The 23064-nt window shown below is 47.0% G+C and carries 18 protein-coding genes; 12 read left to right on the forward strand and 6 right to left on the reverse strand.

Features of this window, described 5'->3' with window-relative positions; translation table 11 throughout:
• Positions 1-7 precede the first annotated feature (7 nt).
• Positions 8-1090: a transposase gene (locus JGK22_RS16050; RefSeq protein ID WP_293205975.1), complete on the reverse strand. Its 1083-nt coding sequence runs from the start codon at positions 1088-1090 to the stop codon at positions 8-10.
• A gap of 184 nt (positions 1091-1274) precedes the next feature.
• A complete protein-coding gene (locus JGK22_RS16055) occupies positions 1275-2957 on the reverse strand; it encodes a tetratricopeptide repeat protein (protein ID WP_293313180.1) in 1683 nt (560 codons plus the stop codon).
• Between the two features lie 624 nt (positions 2958-3581).
• On the opposite strand from JGK22_RS16055, the gene JGK22_RS16060 reads away from it, so the two are divergent.
• The 10 genes from JGK22_RS16060 to JGK22_RS16105 all read left to right on the forward strand — a co-directional run bounded on the left by JGK22_RS16060 (position 3582) and on the right by JGK22_RS16105 (position 19360).
• Positions 3582-4469, forward strand: a complete 888-nt coding sequence (locus tag JGK22_RS16060) for a hypothetical protein (RefSeq protein ID WP_293313182.1) — start codon at positions 3582-3584, stop codon at positions 4467-4469.
• Between the two features lie 79 nt (positions 4470-4548).
• Entirely contained in the window at positions 4549-5481 is a 933-nt protein-coding gene (locus tag JGK22_RS16065) for a hypothetical protein (RefSeq protein ID WP_293313184.1), read from the forward strand.
• Between the two features lie 989 nt (positions 5482-6470).
• Positions 6471-8591, forward strand: a complete 2121-nt coding sequence (locus JGK22_RS16070) for a pseudouridine synthase (protein WP_293313186.1) — start codon at positions 6471-6473, stop codon at positions 8589-8591.
• A gap of 76 nt (positions 8592-8667) precedes the next feature.
• A complete protein-coding gene (locus JGK22_RS16075) occupies positions 8668-9231 on the forward strand; it encodes a Uma2 family endonuclease (RefSeq protein ID WP_293217924.1) in 564 nt (187 codons plus the stop codon).
• 231 nt (positions 9232-9462) lie between these two features.
• Positions 9463-10581, forward strand: coding sequence for an alkene reductase (locus JGK22_RS16080; protein WP_293217921.1), 1119 nt, complete (start codon positions 9463-9465; stop codon positions 10579-10581).
• Between the two features lie 163 nt (positions 10582-10744).
• The gene (locus tag JGK22_RS16085; protein WP_293313188.1) at positions 10745-13021 is read left to right on the forward strand and encodes an ATP-binding protein; all 2277 of its coding nucleotides are present in this window, start codon (positions 10745-10747) and stop codon (positions 13019-13021) included.
• A gap of 23 nt (positions 13022-13044) precedes the next feature.
• Positions 13045-13503: a response regulator gene (locus JGK22_RS16090; protein WP_293179202.1), complete on the forward strand. Its 459-nt coding sequence runs from the start codon at positions 13045-13047 to the stop codon at positions 13501-13503.
• A 39-nt stretch (positions 13504-13542) separates the two neighbouring features.
• Positions 13543-15213 carry an ATP-binding protein gene (locus tag JGK22_RS16095; RefSeq protein ID WP_293313189.1) on the forward strand — a complete coding sequence of 557 codons (1671 nt, stop codon included), beginning with the start codon at positions 13543-13545 and terminating at the stop codon, positions 15211-15213.
• A gap of 502 nt (positions 15214-15715) precedes the next feature.
• Positions 15716-16720, forward strand: a complete 1005-nt coding sequence (locus JGK22_RS16100) for a protochlorophyllide reductase (RefSeq protein ID WP_293179196.1) — start codon at positions 15716-15718, stop codon at positions 16718-16720.
• A gap of 633 nt (positions 16721-17353) precedes the next feature.
• A complete protein-coding gene (locus JGK22_RS16105) occupies positions 17354-19360 on the forward strand; it encodes a ShlB/FhaC/HecB family hemolysin secretion/activation protein (RefSeq protein WP_293217915.1) in 2007 nt (668 codons plus the stop codon).
• A 75-nt stretch (positions 19361-19435) separates the two neighbouring features.
• Here JGK22_RS16105 and JGK22_RS16110 read toward each other — a convergent pair whose 3' ends face one another.
• The 4 genes from JGK22_RS16110 to JGK22_RS16125 form a co-directional block, all read right to left on the reverse strand.
• Complete coding sequence (locus JGK22_RS16110; RefSeq protein ID WP_293193695.1) at positions 19436-20446, reverse strand: alpha/beta hydrolase; 1011 nt, start codon at positions 20444-20446, stop codon at positions 19436-19438.
• A gap of 114 nt (positions 20447-20560) precedes the next feature.
• A complete protein-coding gene (locus tag JGK22_RS16115; RefSeq protein WP_293193693.1) occupies positions 20561-21010 on the reverse strand; it encodes a hypothetical protein in 450 nt (149 codons plus the stop codon).
• A gap of 66 nt (positions 21011-21076) precedes the next feature.
• Positions 21077-21415 carry a DUF433 domain-containing protein gene (locus JGK22_RS16120; RefSeq protein WP_293179181.1) on the reverse strand — a complete coding sequence of 113 codons (339 nt, stop codon included), beginning with the start codon at positions 21413-21415 and terminating at the stop codon, positions 21077-21079.
• A gap of 14 nt (positions 21416-21429) precedes the next feature.
• Positions 21430-21666 carry a hypothetical protein gene (locus tag JGK22_RS16125; protein ID WP_293179178.1) on the reverse strand — a complete coding sequence of 79 codons (237 nt, stop codon included), beginning with the start codon at positions 21664-21666 and terminating at the stop codon, positions 21430-21432.
• Positions 21667-22071: 405 nt separating this feature from the next.
• Here JGK22_RS16125 and JGK22_RS16130 point away from each other — a divergent pair, with 405 nt between their 5' ends.
• Together JGK22_RS16130 and JGK22_RS16135 are read left to right on the forward strand one after the other, a co-directional pair.
• A complete protein-coding gene (locus JGK22_RS16130) occupies positions 22072-22689 on the forward strand; it encodes a Uma2 family endonuclease (RefSeq protein WP_293179175.1) in 618 nt (205 codons plus the stop codon).
• A gap of 52 nt (positions 22690-22741) precedes the next feature.
• Positions 22742-23064 (forward strand): filamentous hemagglutinin N-terminal domain-containing protein (locus tag JGK22_RS16135; RefSeq protein ID WP_293236629.1); only part of this gene is annotated, 323 nt, incomplete at its 3' end.

Raw genomic sequence — 23064 nt, forward strand, 5'->3', positions numbered from 1 at the left:
AACTCGTTTACCGCTTGACTGCCACCCACGAAAGTTTTTCGCAGAATTTAGGTAGCACGTCCCGATCGACAAATGAAGCTTTAGAAGTATATGATTCTTCGGTCACGACAAACCGAATCCCGTATTTTTCGCACAATTGAGCGATTCTATCCTTGAGTCTACAAGTTGGAATTTGAACAAACTTTTGGTTAGTTTGAGAACCCAGATTGAGACCATTTTTCATCCCCACATTCCAACCGAATATCACAGTACCTAGATTGTTAGCTAAACAATGAGCAATCACCTTCCGAGCAGCTTTGTTAACAGCATCTCGCATTGTGCGATTGCGATTTTCTGTCAATCTCTCCAGTCGTTTTGACCAATAACCATTCGCTTTCCCGGACATCAAAAACGCAACGCGCTTATTATATCCTTGATTGAGCGACTTTAGGTGCAACCCATCAACGATAAAGCTAGTCCCAGTATTGCTTACACAGGTTAGCCAATTGTTCATTCCGTGGTCGATCATCAAAGCTTTAGATGGATCTACATCTGCTTGAACCTGCTCAGTCTTGTAGATTAATTCCAAGTAAAAGCAGCCGTTTCTAGGCAGGATTCGATATTCTCTGATTGCTTTGTGGTCTAAGTTTGTGGGCCTAGGTAGATAGAAAGCATCCAGTCCGAACCAAGCTTTAACTTTGGTGCCGAGTGGAAATCTTAATAACCCGTCTTTAAGCTTCACAGAGCGAGCTGTATACGTTACTAAAGCTAGACCACCCTGTCGGTAATTAGGTAGTCTCGGTCTTTGAGTTACTGTCCCTTCTTTTATGCCTTTTAATAGTCCAATATAGGATTTGAAAGATTCGGCAACAGTAGTTAAAATCTGCTGTGCGGTATCCGAATAGAATGCTTTATAGTGCAAATTTCGGTTCTCCGTACCTAGCACTTTATGCAAATCTGCTCTCCCCGGTATTTTACCTGTTTTAAAATACATTTGACGAGCATAATAAATACCGCAATTAGTCAGTTTTGATGACTCACTGCACAGGAATTCGAGAATTGCTTTTAGGTTTTTATCCGGGCTAATTAAATTTTGTTGGCATCCAAACATTTTTGTTACCTCCTTTTTATATTATACCTTCTCACCTGCTATCAAAGGATATTAATTAAAGAGGAAAATGTAGGCGACTAAAGTCGCAGTCGCGTTCCGGACCATGTAAGACAGCCAGGGGCTTCTCGCTCGTCTTTCGGTGAACTGTCAACAGTCAACAGTCAACTATCAACTATCAACTGTTTTACCATTTTCCTGACATTGCATCTTTGAGTCTCAATTCTTCTCGGCTGACTAGAGCTTCGTAGTAATCTGGTTTGATTTCTAGGGCGACTCCGTAAGAACTAATTGCATCTTGAGTCCGCTGCAATTTTTGCAAAACGTCGCCGCGCTGCGCCCAAGCTTCCCAGTTGTGGGGCTTGAGTTGAATCACTCGATCGAAAGCGACAAGTGATTCGGAATAGCGCTGCATTTTCCCCAGCACCAGGCCTCGCTGCACCCAGCCTTGATAGCTGTCGGGCCAGATAGTAATTGCTCGATCGTATGATGCTAGACTTTGTTCGTACTGTTCCAAATTTGACAGGGCGTTGCCACGTTTCAACCAAGCTTCAAAATTGTCTGGCACGTTTTGAATAACGCGGTTGTAAGCTGCGACGGCTTCTTCGTAACGCTGCAATTTTTCTAGCGCTGCGCCTTGCTGCAATCCTACTTTTGATGTAATGTCTGTTTCTGAACTCAGAGAGATTACTTTGTCAAAACAGGCGATCGCTTCTTCGTATTGCTCCAATTTTTCTAGGGCTTCGCCTCGCAAATTCCAAGCTTCTAGAAAATTTCCTTCAATTTGGAGGGCATTGCTGTAAGCGATAATCGCATCTTTGTAGCGTTCCAATTCTGCTAGGGCCATACCTCTGCCCAGCCAAGCTTCGGGGAAATTCGGATTAATTTGAATCGCTCGATCGAAAGCATCGATCGCACCTTCATAATCTCTTGATTCTGACAGTGTTTGACCGCGCCCGATCCATGCTTCGGGATAAGCGGGATTCATTTGAATTGCCCGATCGAAACAAGCAATTGCGCCATCCCGCCACTGGTGTCTCAGGGCCATGCCTTTGTACAGCCAAGCTTCGGAGTCGTTGGGTTGGAGTTGCAAGACGCGATCGTAAGCTGTGACTGCTTCTCCATATTTGTGCAATTTTGCCGAAGCAATGCCCCGATTGAACCAAGCCAAAGTGTTTTGTGGTTGCAGTTGAATGGCGCGATCGTAAGAAGTTACAGCTTCAGCGTAGCGTTCCGCCTTCATCAGAGCCAAACCTCGGTTCAGCCAAGCTTCCCAATTAGTCGGGACGAGTTTGAGAGCGCGCTCGTAGGCCGCCACAGCCTCAGCGTAGCGCGAGGCTTGCAGCAACACGCTGCCTTGCCTGCACCACATCGCGGGCAAATTTGGATGAAGTTGGGTTGCTTTTTTGTAACAGGTTGCTGCTTTGTCCCACTCCTGCAATTCTTCTAAAACTCTGCCCTGCTGATACCAAGCTTCGTGCTTTTCGGGATTGATTTCAATTGCTTTGTCAAAAGTCGCGATCGCCTCGGGGTGATTTTGCAAACTTAACAGTGCTGTCCCGCGCAGCATCCAGGCCCAATATTCTTCGGGATTAATGGCGATCGCTCGATCGCAACAGGCCACCGTTTCAGCCCAGGAGTGCAGTTGCTTGTAAGCTTTGCCCAGATTCAGCCACGCGCGGGCCCAATCCGGCTTAATTTGCACCGCTTTTCCGTAGCAAATGATTGCCGCTTCGTACCTTCCCGATGCGTAGTGTCTGTTGCCCCGATCGTAATCTGGAAATGCTGCAAAAATTCTTAAAATCGGGGGCAGGAGGCCGGACTCGGGATTTGAGGAGTTTTCTGTGGTAGAAGTCGAGATATCTGGCATACGCCTTACATATAAAATTTAGTGGGTTGACAAGATTGCGGTCTTATATATTAACTTATGCTTTTCTTAACTCGCTGCTATTTTGAGACAAATTTAGCATATCAGGTCTATTACCACAAATTATATTTACTTAACTGTAATGTATAAAATTATGCACCGCTCCCACTTTGCGTATACCGCTGTAAAATACGGTCAGTCGATTTTCGATGTTCGATTGACTCCACAGATGAATCTGGGAGCTTGAACCAGAGTCTAAAATTTTGATCTCTCCACTACGAGTGTCGGAAACGTGTATTCGTAAACGATATTAATTTTCCCAGAATCCTTCAAATCTCTGCGGTGCGAGATCTGAGTTAATAGAGTCTGTCCTCAAAAAGGCAGTGTGTTAACTTTTATTGTAACGGCCATACATCGTTTAATTAAGAGGTATGTTGTTCTTTATATCGAGTTGCTCAGGATGGCAATAAATAGTAGCTGCTAAATATTAGGCAATAAAAATCAATCAATTCATTTCATTGCAACACTTTTTTTCCAAAGAGCTAAAAGGAGTTGGTTTGGCAAACATCAAAATTAATTTGTATCAGACGTTGATTTGGACAAGAAAGTTGAGGGAAGGGTTTCATTATGCCACTCAATTTAAAAATTCGATCTCACAAGATCGCCATAATATTTATTGCATCGTTACTAATCAACGTACTCGCGATCGAAAGCACGTACTCTCAGCAGATCTGCCCAAAAGTGCAAACTTCAATTCAGATTATCGACGAAACGGGCGGGAGACAGATTTCTGGCACCTCCTCCGTTGACACTTTGCAGGAGTCACATTTCAAGAACTATGTAACGACCATTTCCAAACATATCTCTGCCAAGATTGACGAAATATCGCAGTGCCACGGAGATTTGAAAAGTTCTCCAGAAGTCAAGCTTTTTTTCGTTTACCGTCGGCTCGTCAAGACTGCGCCCTTAGCACCGTTCAATTTAGAGCGTACAGAATCTAATGATGCCAGGCATTTGGATAGTCCTTGGGTAAAACTCACGTTCAGCCGTTCGCCCACGCTCATTGTGCGTGCGGTGTTCCTGTGGAACGAACGACAGTTTCTGTTCGATCAAGCACTGATGTCGGGCATACGTGCCTCGCCCACCAATTCTCTGCTTCCGATTGATAACGGCATCTTCAGGCAATTTATACAAGATTACAAGGACTCTGTGCTGCTTGCACCGTCTCCAGAAGCCCTGCCTGCCGCCGAAGCCAGTATTTCAAAGCGTTTGCCACCAGACATCCTTTGGCTGTTTCGCTATGCGTCGGGACAACGCGGTCCTTTCTACACGTGGCTGGACCCCGCTCTGAAATCCGCCGTTTCGCGGGGAGCGATCGGATATACCGATCTTAACAAGGCTCTGATTGACCAATTTTTCGCGTCAGAAACGACTGAGATCCGCTACGAAAGCGTTCTCGATCTCAAAGACATATTCACCCTCGATCAATACCGGGTTAACGACCTTCTTCGTTAAGGAAAAAAATTATGGTTTGGACTTTTTCTCAAAAGACGACGTTCACGGGTTTTAGTACCGCCGAAGAGGCAGTTTCATTATGCCACTCAATTTAAAAATTCGATCTCATAAGACGATCGCCATAATATTTATTGCATCGTTACTAATCAACGTACTCGCGATCGAAAGCACGTACTCTCAGCAGAGCTGCCCAAAAGTGCAAACTTCAATTCAGATTATCGACGAAACTCAGATTATCAACAAAACAGGGAGGAAGATTTTTGGCACGTCCGTTGACACTTTGCAGGAGTCATATTTCAAGAACTATGTAACTACCCTTTCCAAACACGTCTCTGCCAAGATTGACGAAATATCCCAGTGCCACGGGGATTTGAAAAGTTCTCCAGAAGTCAAGCTTTTTTTCGTTAACCGTCCGCTGGTCAAATACCCTCGGCGGATCACATTCACGACTGCGCCAATCGTAGTACCGTTCAACTTAGAGGGCACGCAATCTAATGGTACCAGGCATTTGGATAGTCCTTGGGTAAAACTCACGTTTGGCCGTTCGCCCAGGCTCGTTGTGCGTGCGGTGTTCCTATGGAACGAACGACAGTTTCTGTTCGATCAGGCACTGATGTCGGGCATACGCGCTTCGCCCACCAATCCTCTGCTTCCGATTGATGAGCCAATCTTCAAGCAATTTATAGAAGATTACACGGACTCTGTGCTGCTTGTACCGTCTCCAGAAGCCGAGTCTGTTGGCTTAGCCAGTATTTCAAAACGCTTGCCACCAGAAATCTTTTGGCTGTTTCGCAATGCGTGGCAAAGCACACGCGGTCCTTTTTCCGGGATGGTGGCCGGCGCTCTTAACTCCGCCGTTACGCAGGGAGGGATCGGATATATCGATCTTACCAAGACCCTCGTTGACCAATTTTTCACGTCAGAAACGACTGAGATCCGCTACGAAAGCGTGCTCGATCTCAAAGACATATTCACCCTCGATCGATACCGGGTTAACAACCTTCTTCGTTAAGGAAAAAAATTATGGCTTGGACTTTTTCTCAAAAGACGATGTTCACGGGTTTTAGTACCGCCCAAGAGGCAGTTTCATGATGCCACTCAATTTAAGAATTCGATCGTACAAGACGATCGCCATAATATTTATCGCCTCGTTAGCGATCAACGTACTCGCGATTAAAAGCACCTACGGTACGTTGAACGACATCCCGATCGGAGAGTCATCCCCCAAGCTTCTTCAGTCTAGTGACGGTAATGACTTTTTGTTCGGCGGCAGTACACAACAACGAAGTAACCCAGGTGATCCCAACGCTAATCCCCCTTTCCCATTTGTGCCATCCAACGACCCCATCACTCCTGACCCGACGACTGGTGCACAAGTGCAAATATTTATAATATTCACTGGCCCTAGTGGTGTTGATACGTCTGACCTTGAGGGCATAGCAAACACCACCGGAGGTGACTTCTTTAGGGTCTCGACGGATGAGGAGTGGGCGAACATCTTGCTCAAAATCATGAATTTACCGCCTGGGTCTATGAATACTCCTCCACAGCGGTAAATGATAATATCACAACGAACCAGAACATCACTGTTAGTATAAATGTTTGCTGTTGCTTAATTTAGGTATGATTCACTCGCGATAGCAATTCCTGAAATTTAGAGTAGGGGCAATTCATGAATTGCCCCTACTTCGGCGGAAGATTATTTAACCTCAACAATCTAGCTTCAATTATCTTCCTCATTCTAGGTATCAGCCTTAACAATCTAGCTTCGCAATCGATGTTAGAAAGTCTGTCCCTCCCAGCAAATCTAATTCAGGATAATATCAATTATCTAAAGATTCGACAGAGATCGAGGACGACAAGACATTACTATTTATCATAAAATTTCCCTGTTTGCCAAAGTCTGTCATAACTTTAAAAAAATGGTATAACTGTATTTCCCAGCCTAGGGTTAGGATACAAACCAATATGTCGCGATCGAGATTTTAAATCAAATTTAATATGCTAACTCTACACCCGCTTTTAGATTTCACGGAAAGGTCGATCGACGAAGAGGGAGGGTCGATCGACTCTAGCCCCAGTTATTGGTACGAAGGGCATTGCCCTAAAAGTGCGGATCTGCTGAGATTGCCACGTACTCGAATGTCTGAAGAAATCGCCAGGGGTTTGATGCAGTACCTTGCTGCTGACGATTCCTACGATCGCGAGGGGAAGATGTACGGCATCTTGCTGGTGGAAATGCCTTGGGGGGAACAGCGAATTCTCAAAGCATTTTCTGGGTTGCTGAACGGTTCTAGCGTTGTTGACGGGTGGGTGCCACCGATTCCGGGGCGATCGCGAGTTGCTTTGACAGAAGCGCGCACGCTGGCCCAATTGGAGGCGATGAAACAGGAACTGATTGCACTGAATCAACTCCCGCAGCGACAGGAATATGCAGCCTTATTGAGCGAATTTGAATTGCAATTGCAAGTTTTGAATGCGCGGCACCGCAATTGCAAGCAGCAGCGAGACGAACAACGTCAGCTAAGCAGTCAAACTCTCGCAGGAGACACACTCTTAATAGCCCTGGAAAAACTAAATCAAGAAAGCCGTTTGGAGGGAATTGAATGCAGGCAATTAAAACGGCAGCGGGATGCAATATTGCAGCCTCTAAAAAAGATCGTTGAAGCTGCCAATGAGCGGATGCGGGTGCTCAAACAAGGGCGAAAAGAACTTTCCCGCCAACTTCAGGCCGAGATGCACGCAGCTTACACTCTGGTGAATTTTTTGGGAAAATCGCGATCGATCCAGGAATTGATGCCAACTAATTCTATTCCGACTGGCACCGGCGACTGCTGCGCGCCAAAATTGCTGCACTGCGCGGCAGCAAACAATCTGAAACCGCTAGCAATGGCTGAGTTTTGGTGGGGGCCGCCATCGGGTGACAAAGTTCCGGGAGAGTTTTATGGTGCTTGTAGCGATCGGTGTCAGCCGTTGATGGGTTTTTTGCTGTCAGGATTGCCACAAAATCCAATTGTTTCGGGGCCGAAAGCTTACCCAGCTTTTTCAGAGCCAGCTAATAGCAAAAGTCTCTCAAAAGCTCCATTAAAAAAAAGTGTAAATCAGTCTTTTAATGGTGGCATCGAAGCCCGCCCGACAAGCCAGACTTTTAGGGGCGGGCTAGAAGCCCACCCCACAACTCATCAAAACAATCATGGTGGAACGGGCATCTTGCCCGTTACCGATCGCTCTTGGGGCGGGCTAGATGCCCAACCCCTACTCCCCACAACTCATCAAAACAATCATGGTGGAACGGGCATCTTGCCCGTTACCGATCGCTCTTGGGGCGCGCCAGATGCCCAACCCCTACTCCCCACAACTCATCAAAACAATCATGGTGGAACGGGCATCTTGCCCGTTACCGATCGCTCTTGGGGCGCGCAAGATGCCCATCCCACAAATCTCAAAAAATTTGCTGGAACGAGCATCTTGCCAGTCACCAATCCCCAGGAAATGCTGCCAATTGTTTATGAAGACAAATGGTTAATTGCAGTCAACAAACCCTCAGGCTTGCTGTCAGTTCCAGGTCGTTATCTGGAAAATCAAGATAGCGTTTTGAGTCGCTTGCAAAACTTGTTACAGGACGGGTTAGAACTGACGGCGGTGCATCGGTTAGATTTAGCAACATCTGGGATTTTGTTGCTGGCGCGGGACAAAGAAACCAGCAGTCAACTAAGCCTGCAATTTGAGAAACGGCGGGTTCACAAAGTTTATGAAGCAGTGCTTTCGGGGACTGTCAACATAGAGGCGGGGACGATCGCACTCCCGGTAAAAAAAGACCCGAAAAATTCCCTGGTTCAGCAAGTTAATTTGGAGTGCGGAAAACCCAGCATTACTAGGTTTCAGGTAATGGCGAAGGAGGGAAATTGTACTCGCGTCGAGTTTTTGCCGCTGACGGGGCGCACGCATCAATTGAGGGTTCATGCAGCGGATGTTCGAGGGTTGGGAATACCGATTTTGGGCGATCGACTTTACGGATGTCGCGCCCCTGCGAACCGACTGCACTTGCACGCGCGGGAACTCTCCTTTGAGCATCCGCAGTTGGGTTCAAGGCTCAGCTTACAGGTGGCGACGCCATTTTGATCGCGCGGGCGATCGATATCTGTAGGATAATCAAGTGTAGGAATCTCAACAAAGCCTCTGTTCAGGAAACCTTAAAATGGTACAGACTCCCACTAAAATCCTTACCCTAGAAGAGTTTCTGAAGCGGCCGGAGACGGAACCCGCCAGCGAATACATTAATGGACGGATCGTCCAAAAACCAATGCCGCAAGGAGAACACAGTGCACTTCAGACTGAATTGTCCCCCGCAATTAACTCGGTTGTGAGGTCAAAAAAGATTGCACGAGCTTTCTGTGAACTCCGTTGCACTTTTGGTGGGCGATCGATTATACCCGATGTTTCGATATTCTTGTGGAACAGGATTCCTCGTCAGGAAAATGGTGCAGTGGCTAATGTTTTCTCAATTGCTCCAGATTGGGCGATAGAAATTCTTTCGCCCGACCAAAGCCAAACAAAGGTAACTAAAAATATTCTACATTGCTTGGCTCGCGGAACGCAAATGGGCTGGCTGATTGACCCCTCCGAGCAATGTGTATTTGTTTATTTGCGCGATCGACCAACAGCATTTTTTGACGAACCGGATCTACTGTTACCAGTGCCAGAATTTGTCAGAGAATTCAATCTGACAGTTAAAGGTTTATTTAGCTGGCTGCTGGATTAACTAAAAGTTTCGCAATAGTTCACCAAGATATTTGATATTAAAGCCCTCGTCTGCCGCCGGCGGTTGATAGTACGCAGTGATACACGCAGGCTATATCCGTAGGGTGTATCACTGCGTACCTTAGCAATAAATACGCCCATTGATATTTGTTGGCAAGTCCTGTTTAAGTTATCTTGAAAAGCGATCGAACTCCGATTGCTCACATTATTCAGTAAAGGACAGATCGAGATTATGACAACTCAAACAACATCTTCAATCCTCCTGAGTCCCTTCAAATTGGGAGATTTATCCTTAAAAAACCGGGTAGTCATGGCACCCATGACGCGATCGAGAGCCGGTGAAACGCGGATGCCCAACGCTTGGATGGCCGAGTATTACGCTCAGCGGGCCAGTGCTGGTTTGATCCTGACAGAAGCTACGGTGATTTCTTCTCAAGCTAACGGTTGGCTGAATACGCCCGGTATTTATTCAGACGAGCAAGCCGAAGCTTGGAAACAAGTTGTAAATGGGGTTCATGCCCGCGAAACACCAATTTTCATGCAGCTTTGGCACTGCGGGCGGGCTTCTCACAGCAGTTTTCAGGAAAACAATCAATTGCCAGTTGCACCATCTGCCATCAAAATCAATGGAGAAGGCATTCATACCCCTGCGGGCAAACAACCCTACGAAACTCCCCGCGCTCTAGAAACAGATGAAATCTCGATCGTTGTGGAAGATTATCGCCAGGCCGCAGAACGGGCAAAAATGGCGGGTTTTGACGGTGTAGAAATTCACGGTGCTAACGGATATTTAATTGACACTTTCCTTCAATCCAAAACTAATCAACGCACAGATTCCTATGGCGGTACAGTTGAAAATCGCTACCGTTTTCTCAAGGAAATTGTGGAGGCAATTCTGACAGTATTCCCTGCCAACCGAGTTGGAGTTCGACTTTCTCCCAACGGTGTTTACAATGATATGGGTTCTCCCGATTATCGCGAAACTTTTCTGTATATTGCAGGTCAGTTAAATGTCTACGGTTTAGCTTACCTTCACCTTGTGGATGGTTTAGCTTTTGGCTTTCACGAATTGGGAACGCCGATGATGATAGGAGAGTTTCGCGATGTATTTTCCCAGCCGCTGATTGGTAACTGCGGATACAATCAAGAACTAGCCCAAACAGCTTTGAGCAACAAAGTTGCGGATTTAATTGCTTTTGGTCGGGATTTTATCAGCAATCCGGATTTAGTAGAGCGTTTTGCTGGCGGTTGGCCGCTCAATCCGCCTGCGGTCGTCGGCGTCTGGTATTCTTTTGGGCCTGAAGGTTATATTGACTTTCCTACTTATCAGGAATCAGCAGCTATTTCTTAGACTGTTGAGCAAAAAGCTGACTGTAAGAGAATTTTTGGGCGGAGTGAACGTCCGGGCTGTTTCCTCCACCCAATGTGTAATGTGCGTCGTTTCCGGCTGCGAGAAAAGTGTTTTAATAAAGAGAAATAGAAATCATTTCTAGCCGGAGTTCTCCGCACGATTTATGATAGATGAAGTTGTTGATTTCACCCAAACTGTCGATTTAACCAACTGCGATCGCGAACCGATTCAAATTCCAGGGCTGATTCAGCCCCACGGGGTGCTGTTGGTTTTGCAGGAACCTGACTTGAAGATTGTCCAGGTCAGCAATAACGCGTTGGCTTTGCTAGGTCAACAGCCCCAAGATCTGTTGGGCAAACCGCTATTAAACTTACTCGCTCCCCAGCAGATTAATGCAATTCGGCAGTGCTTAAGCGAAGACTTTGAGTATGTGAATCCGTTAGATATTTCTCTGAAATCTAAAACAAAATTACTTCATTTTGATGGCATTGTTCATCGCTGCAATACCATAATCTTTTTAGAATTGGAACCAAAAAAGAAAAGACAAAAAACAGACTTTTTCCATTTTTACCAGCGATTAAAAGGAACGATTACTAAAATTCAAAAGGCTCCAACCTTGCTGGAGATGTGCGAGGTTGTAGTTAAAGAAGTGCGAAAAATCACTGGATTCGATCGCGTTATGGTATATCAATTTGATGCCGCAGGATCCGGACGGGTGATTGCAGAAGATCGGGTAGAAACGCTAACGCCTTATCTGGGCTTGCACTATCCGCCCAGCGACATTCCCCAGCAAGCGAGACAGCTTTATACCCTCAACTGGCTGCGGTTAATTCCCGACTCCTCCTATGAGCCTGTGGCGTTAGTGCCAGCGCACAATCCCTTAGACTCGCGCCCGACGGATTTGAGTTTATCGGTGCTGCGGAGCGTGTCTCCCGTACACTTGGAATACCTCAAGAATATGGGTGTATCAGCCTCCATGTCTATTTCACTGATCCAAGACCAAAAACTATGGGGGCTGATTGCTTGCCATCATTCGACGCCGAACTATGTGCCCTATAGCGTGCGAACCATGTGCGAGTTTGTGGGGCAGGTAATGTCGATCGAACTTGCAAACAAACAAGATCGTGAAGACTTAGACTACAAAATGACATTGAAGTCGCTCCAAAGCAAGTTTGTAGAATCGCTATCTCAGTCAAAAAGCTTCTGGGATGGATTAGTTCAACTCAACTCGAACCTGCTAGATCTGGTGGGTGCGACGGGAGTGGCGGTTTGCGCGGGAGAACAAGTTATTTGTATTGGTGAAACGCCGCCAGAAGCTGAAATTCCTGCCCTGCGGGAATGGATTAAAAGCCAAATTCAACACAACCTGTTTCAAACCCGATCGCTATCTGAAATTTATCCAACCGCAGAGTCATTTAAGAGCGTTGCGAGTGGACTGTTAGCATTAGAAATTTCCAAAGTCAACAAAAATTATATACTCTGGTTCCGTCCAGAAGTGATTCAAACAGTCAACTGGGGCGGCAACCCGAACAAACCTGTCGAAGTCACAATCGATCGCGAGATGCGGTTGTCTCCTCGCAAATCCTTTGAACTCTGGCAACAAACGGTGCAGGGCTGCTCGTTACCTTGGAAGTCCTGCGAGATCGAAGTCGCCACCGAACTGTGCAGCCTGATCGTCGGGATTATCCTCAGTCAGGCAGATGAAATGGCAAAGATTAATCTAGAATTGGAACGCAGTAACACTGAACTAGATGCCTTCGCTTACGTCGCATCCCACGATCTCAAAGAACCGCTGCGCGGCATTCATAACTATTCCAATTTCTTGATAGAAGATTACGGGGAGGTGTTGCACGAGGATGGCATCGCTAAATTGCAAACGCTGGTGCGCCTAACCCAACGCATGGAAGATCTGATTAACTCTCTGCTACACTATTCCAGGCTGGGACGCAGCGAACTTTCGCGCCAACCGACAAATCTCAACGATTTAGTGCGACAGTCGATCGACATTTTAAAGATCGGCGGGCCTCCGCAAGCGATCGAGTTTCGCACTCAATCGTTGCCGACAGTTGCCTGCGATCGCACTCAAATCAGCGAGTTATTCACCAACCTGATTAGTAACGCGATTAAATATAATAATAAAACCGAGAAATGGGTGGAAATTGGTTTGATCGAATCAGAATCCGCGAGCAGTAAAGACCCGAGTTTATATACCTTTTATGTGCGAGATAACGGCATTGGCATCCCCCAAAAGCATTTGGAGCGAGTTTTTCAGATATTCAAGCGACTCCACGCACAAGACGAATATGGTGGCGGTACAGGGGCAGGTTTGACGATCGTCCAAAAAATTGTCGATCGACACGGGGGAAAAATTTGGGTAGAATCGACGCCCGGTGAGGGCAGCACGTTTTACTTCACATTATCAGCGGCGGTCAAACCATGACCGGATATTCAGCGATGCGTGCTATGCAACTCCCTCCCTTGCTGATCGTTGAAGACAGCGACGAAGACTTTGAAGCGTTCCAACGTTACCTACACCCATCTTTTTCGCAAATCCCCGTCTATCGCTGCACTAATGGCGATCGGGCCCTGGCGTTTCTCTACCGCACCGAACCCTACACCAATCCTAACACTGCTCCGCGTCCGGGACTGATTGTGCTAGACCTCAACTTACCGGGAACGGATGGGCGAGAGGTACTATATAAAATAAAACAGGATCGTAATTTGAAAAAGATTCCGGTGGTTGTTTTCACCACATCTAACAATCCCAAAGACATCGCAGCCTGCTACGAACAAGGAGCGAACAGCTATATCATCAAACCTATGGATTTTAAGCTGTTGAAGCGAAGTATTCAGACGTTGTTGAGCTACTGGTTTGAAATCACGATGCTCCCTGTTCAGTCTCCGGAGGAAGACCAATTATGAGTCAAGTTGAGCGCACTGTTTTGATTGTGGAGGATAACCGTGATCTATCCCAACGGCAGAATCAGGTGGGCGCTGAGCCTGGGGAAAGTGTTTTATAATGCGATCGGGCAAGCGATGCGGATGTCGGGCGTAGATTTGGATATCACCGATCGCAAGCACACCGAGGAAGCACTGCGTCACAGTGAAGAGTTTAGAAAACGGGTGTTAGACAGCAGCAGCGACTGCATCAAAGTGCTGGATCTGGATGCACGACTTTTATACATAAATACAGGAGGGATGTGCCTGTTGGAGATCGACGATCTCACCCCCTATTTGAACGCGGAATGGCTCTGTTTTTGGCAAGATGAAGCTCGGGAAGAGGTGGAAGCTGCGATCGCGGCGGCGAAGGCAGGAGAAGTGGCTAGATTTCAGGGCTTTTGTGCCACCGCCAAAGGCACGCCAAAATGGTGGGATGTCGTGTTAGCACCGATCCGGGATGTGGCAGGCCAAGTTGTACAAATCTTATCGACTTCGCGGGATATCACCGATCGCAAACAAGCGGAAATCGAACGCGATCGCATTCTGCAATTAAAACAAGCTGCCCTGGCCGAATCGGAAAGAGTTAACCGCATCAAAGACGAGTTTCTGGCGGTGCTTTCTCACGAGTTGCGATCGCCCCTCAACCCGATCTTAGGCTGGACGAAGTTGCTGCAAACTGGCAGGCTGAATGAAACCAAAACTGTAGCAGCGTTAGCGACGATCGAACGGAATGCCCTGGCACAGGCTCAATTAATTGACGACTTGCTCGATATGGCTCGCGTGCTGCGCGGCAAACTGAGTTTGAATGTGACTGCTGTCAATTTGTTGTCTACCATTGAATCTGCGATCGAAACAGTGCAGACTGCCGCCACCGCCAAGTCAATTCTGATTCATCACGTGCTATCCAATATCGGGCAAGTGTCTGGGGATGCGGTTCGCCTCCAGCAAATTGTCTGGAATTTGCTTTCCAACGCTGTCAAGTTCACTCCCAAGGGTGGACGAATAGACGTTCGATTAGAGTTAGCAGACAACCAAGCGCAGATTGTGGTAACAGATACGGGTAAAGGCATCAATCGAGACTTTTTGCCCTACATCTTTGAGTCTTTCCGTCAAGAAGATGCTTCTGTTACTCGCAAACACGGGGGGCTAGGGTTGGGACTGGCGATCGTTTATCAACTGGTAGAAGCCCACGGCGGAACAATCAAAGCTGACAGTTTTGGGGAAGGAAAAGGAGCCACTTTTAGAGTCAGCCTGCCGCTGCTGAACGTCAAAACAGGGGAAAATCCGGACAAGTTATTAGAAGCAGAACAGGATCTCAGAGGCATCCGAGTGTTGGCAATTGATGACGAGGCAGACAGCCGGGAAGTAATCGGCGCATTCCTGGTTATGGCTGGAGCGGAGGTGATGACAGTTGCATCTGCGGCTGAATTTATGGTAGCCCTAGAGTCGTTTGTGCCGGATGTTTTGGTGAGCGATATTGGAATGCCAGAAGTCGATGGCTACAGTTTGATCGGATATGTGCGTTCTCTATCACCGGAGCGGGGGGGGCTGATCCCGGCGATCGCATTGACTGCCTATGCTGGAGAAATCAACCACCAACAAGCTCTGGCAGCAGGCTTTCAGAGGCACATTTCCAAGCCAGTCGAGCCAAATCTATTGGTTGGGGCGATCGCGGATTTACTGAGGAAATAGCTATGGAAACATCAGCCATAAATTGAGCATATCTTGATAACTTATTTCTCAAACATAGCCATACCTAATACTTTTAACAAGACCATTTCCGACTACCTTTACCTTTCAATGCGTTCAAGTTCTTCCCTCATATATATCATGTTCGCAGTGCGGACTTAAGTCCGCAAAAACGGTTCGTAGTGCGGACTTAAGTCCGCAAAATGCACTCCGATTCCGACTGAAGTCGGTACTACGAACTTATCTCCCGACTGAAGTCGGCACTACGAACTTATCTCCCGACTGAAGTCGGCACTACGAACTTATCTCCCGACTGAAGTCGGCACTACGAACTTATCTCCCGAATCTCCGAAAATGTGCGAAGTATCGATCGGCAACCTAGAAAGTTGAGATTCACAACGTTTGGGCCTATCCTATTAACCTGAGGGCATCTGAAAACATCCGAGCTGCTAGCTCAGCTTTTGAGATGCCCCAAAATAATCAATAGCCAAGCATTTTTAAGAAAATGGCACAAAATCACAAGTCAACGGTTATCATCACCGGCGCATCCTCCGGCGTCGGCTTGTACGGCGCCAAAGCCCTTGCAGACAAAGGATGGCACGTAGTCATGGCCTGTCGCGACGTGCGAAAAGCCGGAGACGCCGCTCAAGAGTTGGGCATACCTCAAGGTAGTTTCACGATTATGCACATTGACTTGGGCGATTTGGAAAGCGTGCGCCGATTTGCTCGGGAATTCAAATCAAGCGGCAGGCCTCTAGACGCTTTGGTGTGCAACGCAGCTATCTATCTGCCTTTGATTAAGGAACCGCTGCGGAGCCCTGAAGGTTACGAGTTGACGATGACTACCAATCACCTCGGTCATTTCCTGCTGTGCAATCTGATGATGGATAGCATGAAACCTTCCTATTATCAAGATGCGAGAATCGTGATTTTGGGAACTGTGACTCACAATCCAGACGAGTTGGGTGGAAAGATTCCGCCGCGTCCTGATTTGGGCAAGTTTGAGGGTTTTGAAGCGGGTTTCCAAGATCCGGTTTCGATGGTAGATGGGAAGCAGTTTGAACCTGTCAAGGCTTACAAAGATAGCAAAGTTTGCAACGTGCTGACGATGCGGGAATTGCACCGCCGCTTTCACGAATCGACGGGGATTAATTTCACTTCGCTGTATCCGGGATGCGTGGCGGATACGCCACTTTTCCGCAATCACTATCCTTTATTTCAGAAACTTTTCCCGCTGTTTCAGAAGAATATCACCGGCGGTTATGTGTCGCAGGAGTTGGCGGGCGAAAGGCTGGCAATGGTGGTTGCAGATCCAGAATACAAGCAATCTGGGGCTTATTGGAGTTGGGGAAATCGTCAGAAAAAAGATGGTAAGTCTTTTGTGCAGAAGGTTTCTCCGCAGGCGCGCGATGATGAGAAAGGTGAGCGGATGTGGGAGTTGAGCGCTAAGTTGGTGGGATTGACTGACGGAGCTCCCATGGGTGCTGCTAGTGCGAGCCGCCCTGCATAATTAGGTTTGTAGTGAGGACTTTAGTCCTTCTTCTTGCGGACTAAAGTCCTCACTACGAACCTTGACGCACACAGGTTTGTAGTGAGAACTTCAGTCCTTCTTCTTGCGGACTAAAGTCCTCACTACAAACCTGTAGTTTGTGGGATGGGCGTCCCGCCCGTCTTTAAAGGACGGGCGGGACGCCCATCCCACAATAATTAAAATTCTAAGTTATTTAATTCGCGCTCCTAAGTTATTTAATTCTCATTCCTTACCAGGAAAAATTGGTTTAAATCCCCAAGCCTTGTAGGGAGAAATTAAAAAAAGACGATTGATTGCTCGACTCCTCTTCCTTTCCGGTAGAGGTCTCCCTCCTTTCGTCAAGTCAACTGTCAACCTGTATGCTGTCAACTGTCAACTGTCAACTGTCAACTGTCAACTGTCAAAGATATTTTTGCGGATCTGCATCCGGTTGCTGCGTAAGTTTTGGCGGAGGAACCAAAAGGTCGATCGACCTTTTGGTTTTTAGCCGTTGGGAAATTCTTGGCAGTGCCCGGTGTTGCCTTTTTTTCGGTTAAGATTAATTGTTAGTTTAGGGTGCGCTGGTTCCTTAAAATATTTTCACCCAATCTAGCGAAATAATAATTATATCATATGAACTGTAGATCGCAAAAATTATTTTTAATTGCTGGAATCTTTGGCTTAGTTTGGTTGGGAAAACCGACGAAAACATCCGCGAGCAACGTTGAAATTTTGACTTCAAATGTTGAGGATTTGGCAACAGTCCGCAGCGGAGCCGATCGACCTTTACGAACCAACGACACGAATCTTGACACCCGGGAAGACTTGCCGGCCACTGAGTCCGATCGATCGACTTTGGCACCAATTCTACCTGCGGAAACTCCCGATTTACAGCCAGAAGCTGCCAATTCTGTCGATCGCACATTCGCCACGAACGATCGAGAAACTCAGCTTTCTAACCGAGATCAAAAGCTAAAAGAAAATATAGGTATCGATCGAGATTCGCAACTGAGCCAACTGCCCAACCCAATTCAACCCAGAGAGCCGGAATTGCCTGCACCAATAGCCCCGCAACCGCCGCCGCCGTCTCCCCTCCAACCAACTCCCCCAACACCAGTTCCCGGCGATTCCAGACCGGGGATTCCGGGTACAATTCGGGTTTTGCGGTTTGAATTTGAGGGAAACACAGCTTTTAGCGATCGCGAACTCGCAGCAGTTACGCAACAGTTTGCGGGGCGCGACATCACCTTTGCCGAACTGATCGCAGCAGAAGGGGCAGTGACTCAAAAATACGTAGCAGCAGGATACATCAATTCCGGCGCTGTAATTCCCGCCAACCAAACATTTCCCAGAGAAGGAGGTGTGGTGAAAATTCGGATTGTCGAAGGCGGATTAGATGAAATTCAGATTAGTGGAAACAGGCGTTTAAATGCAAATTACGTGCGATCGCGCTTGGAACGTGTCACCAGGCGGCCATTGAATCGCGATCGGCTGCTGGAAGCGTTGCAAATGCTGCAACTCGACCCCTTAATTGCCAATATTTCGGCAGAATTGCAAGCTGGAAGCCGCCCGGAAAACAGCCGTTTAGAAGTGCGGATTAAAGAAGCAGACAGCTTCAGCGGCGAAGTTTTTCTAGACAACAATCGATCGCCCAGCGTGGGCAGTTTTCGGCGCGGCGCGCGCATCAATCAAGCGAATTTGCTCGGTTTGGGCGATGGATTAGAGCTATCCTACGCTAACACCGATGGCAGCAACGAATTCAACGGCAGCTACACAGTCCCCGTCAACGCGCGCAACGGCACGATTCGGTTTGCTGCGAGTGCTGCGAGCACTAACGTGATCGAGGAACCGTTTGATGCTGCGGAAATTGAGGGGAAATCGCGAACTTACGAGTTAACTTACCGCCAGCCGATCGTCGAAAAGCCCGATCGCACTTTGGCTGTGGGAGTAACTTTTTCGCGCCAAGAAAGCGATACATTCCTGTTGGGAGAAAGATTTGCGCTGTCAGCGGGAGCAAACGAGCGCGGCGAAACGCGGGTTTCGGCGGTGCGGTTTTTTCAAGAATACGTGCAGCGGAATTCCCGACAAGTGCTCGCAGCGCGATCGCAGTTTTCCATCGGTACCAATTTTTTGGGTGCTACTGCGAACGATAGCGGCCCTGACAGTCGCTTCCTGGCGTGGCGCGGACAAGCGCAGTACGTGAGGCTGCTAGCGCCGGAAACCTTGCTAATAGTGCGTTCCGACATTCAGTTCGCCGATCGCCCGCTGCTGTCCCTCGAACAAATCGGGATCGGCGGCGTGCAAAGCGTGCGCGGATACCGGCAGGATTTGTTGTTAACTGATAGCGGTGCGATCGCATCTGCGGAAGTGCGTATTCCAATTTGGCGCGTCCCGAAGGTCAAAGGATTGTTGCAGGTGGCTCCATTTATCGATTTGGGGGTAGGCTGGAACCATTCTGGCGAAAAAGCTAATCCTGATTCTGACAAGCTTCTGGGTGCTGGTGTGGGGTTGGTGTGGCAGATGGGCGATCGGTTTAATATGCGCTTAGACTATGGTATTCCCTTGATTAATGTCCGAGGGGGCGATCGAACTTTCCAGGAAAAAGGCCTCTACTTTCGGATCAATTATTTTCCGTTTTAATATTGTAGGTTGCGTTGAGTGCGATCGAACCCTACGCTTCGCTTCACCCAACACTTTCATCTTTAGCGCTGACGGTCAATTTTTATTAAGTGGCGATCTCAATTCAATCAGTTGATGAACCGCACTAACCACCAATTCAGGCTGATCTAGCATTACAAGATGTCCACTATTTTCTGCAATGATATGTTGGCTATTTGAGGATAGTTGGGTCAAGTCTCGCTGAAGCAATTGCCATTTCTGGAATCTTTCATCACTCATCTGTGGATTTTTAGAGCCTTGACTTAATACAATCAAAGGCAGATTCCCCAGTAGTGTACTCGCTTGCAATTGCTGAAAGCTCCTTTTCATATTGGCAAGCTCACTTGACGTAGTTGCCCAATAACAGGGGCGGTAACAGGAAGATTTGAAGGTGTCAAATAGAGCTTGCACTGCCAACGGATATTTTTGACTTTCTTGTTTGATATCCTTAAACATTGGCAACACATTCATATCTCCGATTAATCGTAACACTCCAACCCGACTGGCAATTATCAGAAGCTGGTAAAGCAAAATTACCCTTTTCATACGCTTCCATATTGCGGGTGTTATTTGATCTTCATGGACAGAATCAACCAGCACCAATCCGACGACTTCTTCTGGATGTTGACTGGCATATAGTCGCATATTGCCTCCACCCAAGGAGTGGCCAACTAAAATGTAGGGAGGTTCGATCTTAGCTTTCGTCAACAGGGCGTGTAATTCATCAACACTCTGCTGACTTGTGCGAGGTATCTTGGGATTGGGATCGCTCCAACCCAACCCTGCTCGATCGTAGGTACAGACACGAGTAAACTTAGCAATTTCAGAGGGAACCAGACCCCACGTAATTGAGGGAGCACCACCGCCAGCATCCATAATGACTGTTGGTGTCCCTTTTCCCACACAGTTGAGATGTAGACGAAATCCTCCAATATCAAACAGTTCACCCTGCGGAGGATACTTGCGTCGATCGATTATTTGACTGACTGCTTGATAGAGAATTCCAGCAAATAAACTGATAGCGGTAATACCTAGAGCAAGCACGATCAATTTTTCTGTGGTTGTCATAGCAAAATTTATAGAACTGATACCATTGCACTCAAGTTTATCTTTTATAACGATTAATTTGCCGCTTCGACCGGGTTGTTATGCCGCCGCGATCGCCCTATAGTGCTATTGCCTCTACATACTTTTCTGATACTGCTCAATCGTCGCTGCAATTTTATTCATCAATTGTTGATCCTGCTTTGGATCGAATGGGGGCGCATTTTTCCAATCATAAAACCATACTGGCTTCCGTTGCTTCTCTTCTGGCTCAGTTGCGAACCTCGGAAACACATGGGCATGTAGTGCCGCTTCACTGTTACCCAAGATTTCGTAGTTGATACGAATTGCACCAGTGACCTCAAGCAAAGCATCACCCAAAACCGTCATGTCTTGTAAGAAGATTATGCGTTGCTCCATTGTTAAAGCGTTCAGACTTGGCACAACTGGATCGGGTAGCAAAAGTGAATACCCCTGCAAGAACTGAACATCACCAAGCACTACCCAGCCCGATGGAACCCGACAAATTACTGCCGGATTAATTCCCTGACGTGCTTCCTCGACTCGACGATGAATCAGAGTAATCATTCTAAGTTTTAGTTGCCCTAACTATTGGGTCGATCGTATTGTCGAAGTTTTCATCAGCAAGAAATTTTAACATGGTTCTTGCGCTGTTTTGCGGGCAAGCAGGCGATCGCGCAAGCCTTGTGGGTCGAATTTTGCTTGATTCATAGTGCGAATCTCTTGCGATTGCTGCCGTCGCTGTTGCAAGTACGCTTCTACTTCCGATTCGTGCTTGAGATAGAAGGCGATCGTGGCATAAACGTCAGCTAGATTCAGAGACGGATAGCGATAAACAGTTTCTTCTGCGGTCGCGCCCTGCTGAAAAACACCGATTACAGTATCTAATGTAACGCGAGTTTTGCCGACGAGAATCACACCATCTTCATTTGCATTTAAAGGAGCCCGTTCAGCTACGATTGTCAGTGTCATAAGCATCTTCAAATTCAATATCCCAATAGTAGCAAATCCACTCGTCGCGCTTCCAACATTGCAGCCACGTCCTCATCTGTCGGTGCGGGTTGGTCTGTCTTTAGCAAGCCTCGCATCCGCTGAATCGCACCAGAACGATCGCCCCTGGTAACTGGCGGATATTGCAAGGACTCAATGATGGCGCTCACTAACGCAAGGCGATCGCTCGGTGGCAGTTTGAAGACCTGCTCTTTGACTTCTTCTAGCAACATAGACGGCTCCTAAGATTGAAGGTGTCTACCATCTAGTATGAACGATTGCGTTCTCCATGACCAGGTAGAATTAGCTCTGTTCCCGGTAACTCATTCAAACTCATGACTCTTTCTCCTCTGAGTTATATCAAATCCCGTAGCATCAGAATTTTTCATCTCTCTTATCTCCCTCTGTGTTCTCTGCGTTCTCTGTGGTTAAATCACGATCGTGCAACGGTCAACGATCTTACATTCAAAACCTTTGATAAATTTCTCACATTTTAGCGCTGACAGTCAAATTTTATTAAGTGGCGGTCTCGATCGCTACTTGGATCGCGATCGCACTGATACGATCCAAATATATAATTATAATGGAACCGGAAACGATATAAATCCTAACCTAGTTAACACAAGAGGGCTTGTCTTATGGTTCAGACAAAAACTAAACTAACATTTGTAGAGTTTATCGAAAAGTACCCCGACGGATCGGGCATCTACGAACTTGTAAATGGAGAGATTGTCAAAGTGGAAGCAACCAGAGCTCATAAAAATGTAGCACGATTTCTAGTATTTGGCTTTAACGATGAAATCAGGCGCTTGGAACTTGACTATATCGTTGACAAAGATATAGTTTTCAGAACTGTAACAGCGAGGGGGCAAGAGCAAGGCAGAAATCCTGATGTCGGCGTGGTCAAGGCATCAGTATGGAATAGCAATGTCCGCGGCTACGGAGCCCTTACCGAACCTATACAATTAGCAGTAGAAGTAACTTCAACTAACTGGGAAGACGACTATGTTGATAAGTTGGATGAGTATCAACGGCTCGGTATTTGTGAATATTGGATTGTGGACTATTTAGCTATCGCTTCTAGGGCTTATTTAGGTAATCCCAAAATTCCCACAGTTTTTGTTTACTCTTTGGAAAATGACCGCTATTTAGTTCAAAGTTTTACAGGTAATGAGCGCATTATCTCTAAAACTTTTCCCGAACTAGAAATCACTGTAGAGCAAATTGTGATTAGCAGCCAAATGCAAAACCTTTAGAGAAACGAGATGAGCTTACACAGATCGACTTTATCCTAAAAATAATTTTTTTATGCCTCGCTTACATTACTCCCTACTGTTTGCCTTCCTGTTGCTATTTCCCGCAAGTGCGATCGCCCAAATCATCCCCGACAGCACTTTAGGTGCCGAAAGTTCGCGCCTTGTACCGGATACAATCAACAACTTACCCTCAGATCGCATTTCAGGAGGCGCAACTCGCGGCTCTAATCTCTTTCACAGTTTCCGCTCCTTCAACATCGGTGAAGGGCGGGGACTTTATTTTGAAAATCCCAGCGGAATTGCTAACATCTTCACCCGCGTCACGGGCGGGCAACCCTCAAATATTTTAGGAACCCTCGGAGTCCTAGGCAATGC

The sequence above is a fragment of the Microcoleus sp. PH2017_08_TRC_O_A genome (genome assembly GCF_020738665.1).
In the GTDB taxonomy this organism is placed as follows: domain Bacteria; phylum Cyanobacteriota; class Cyanobacteriia; order Cyanobacteriales; family Microcoleaceae; genus Microcoleus.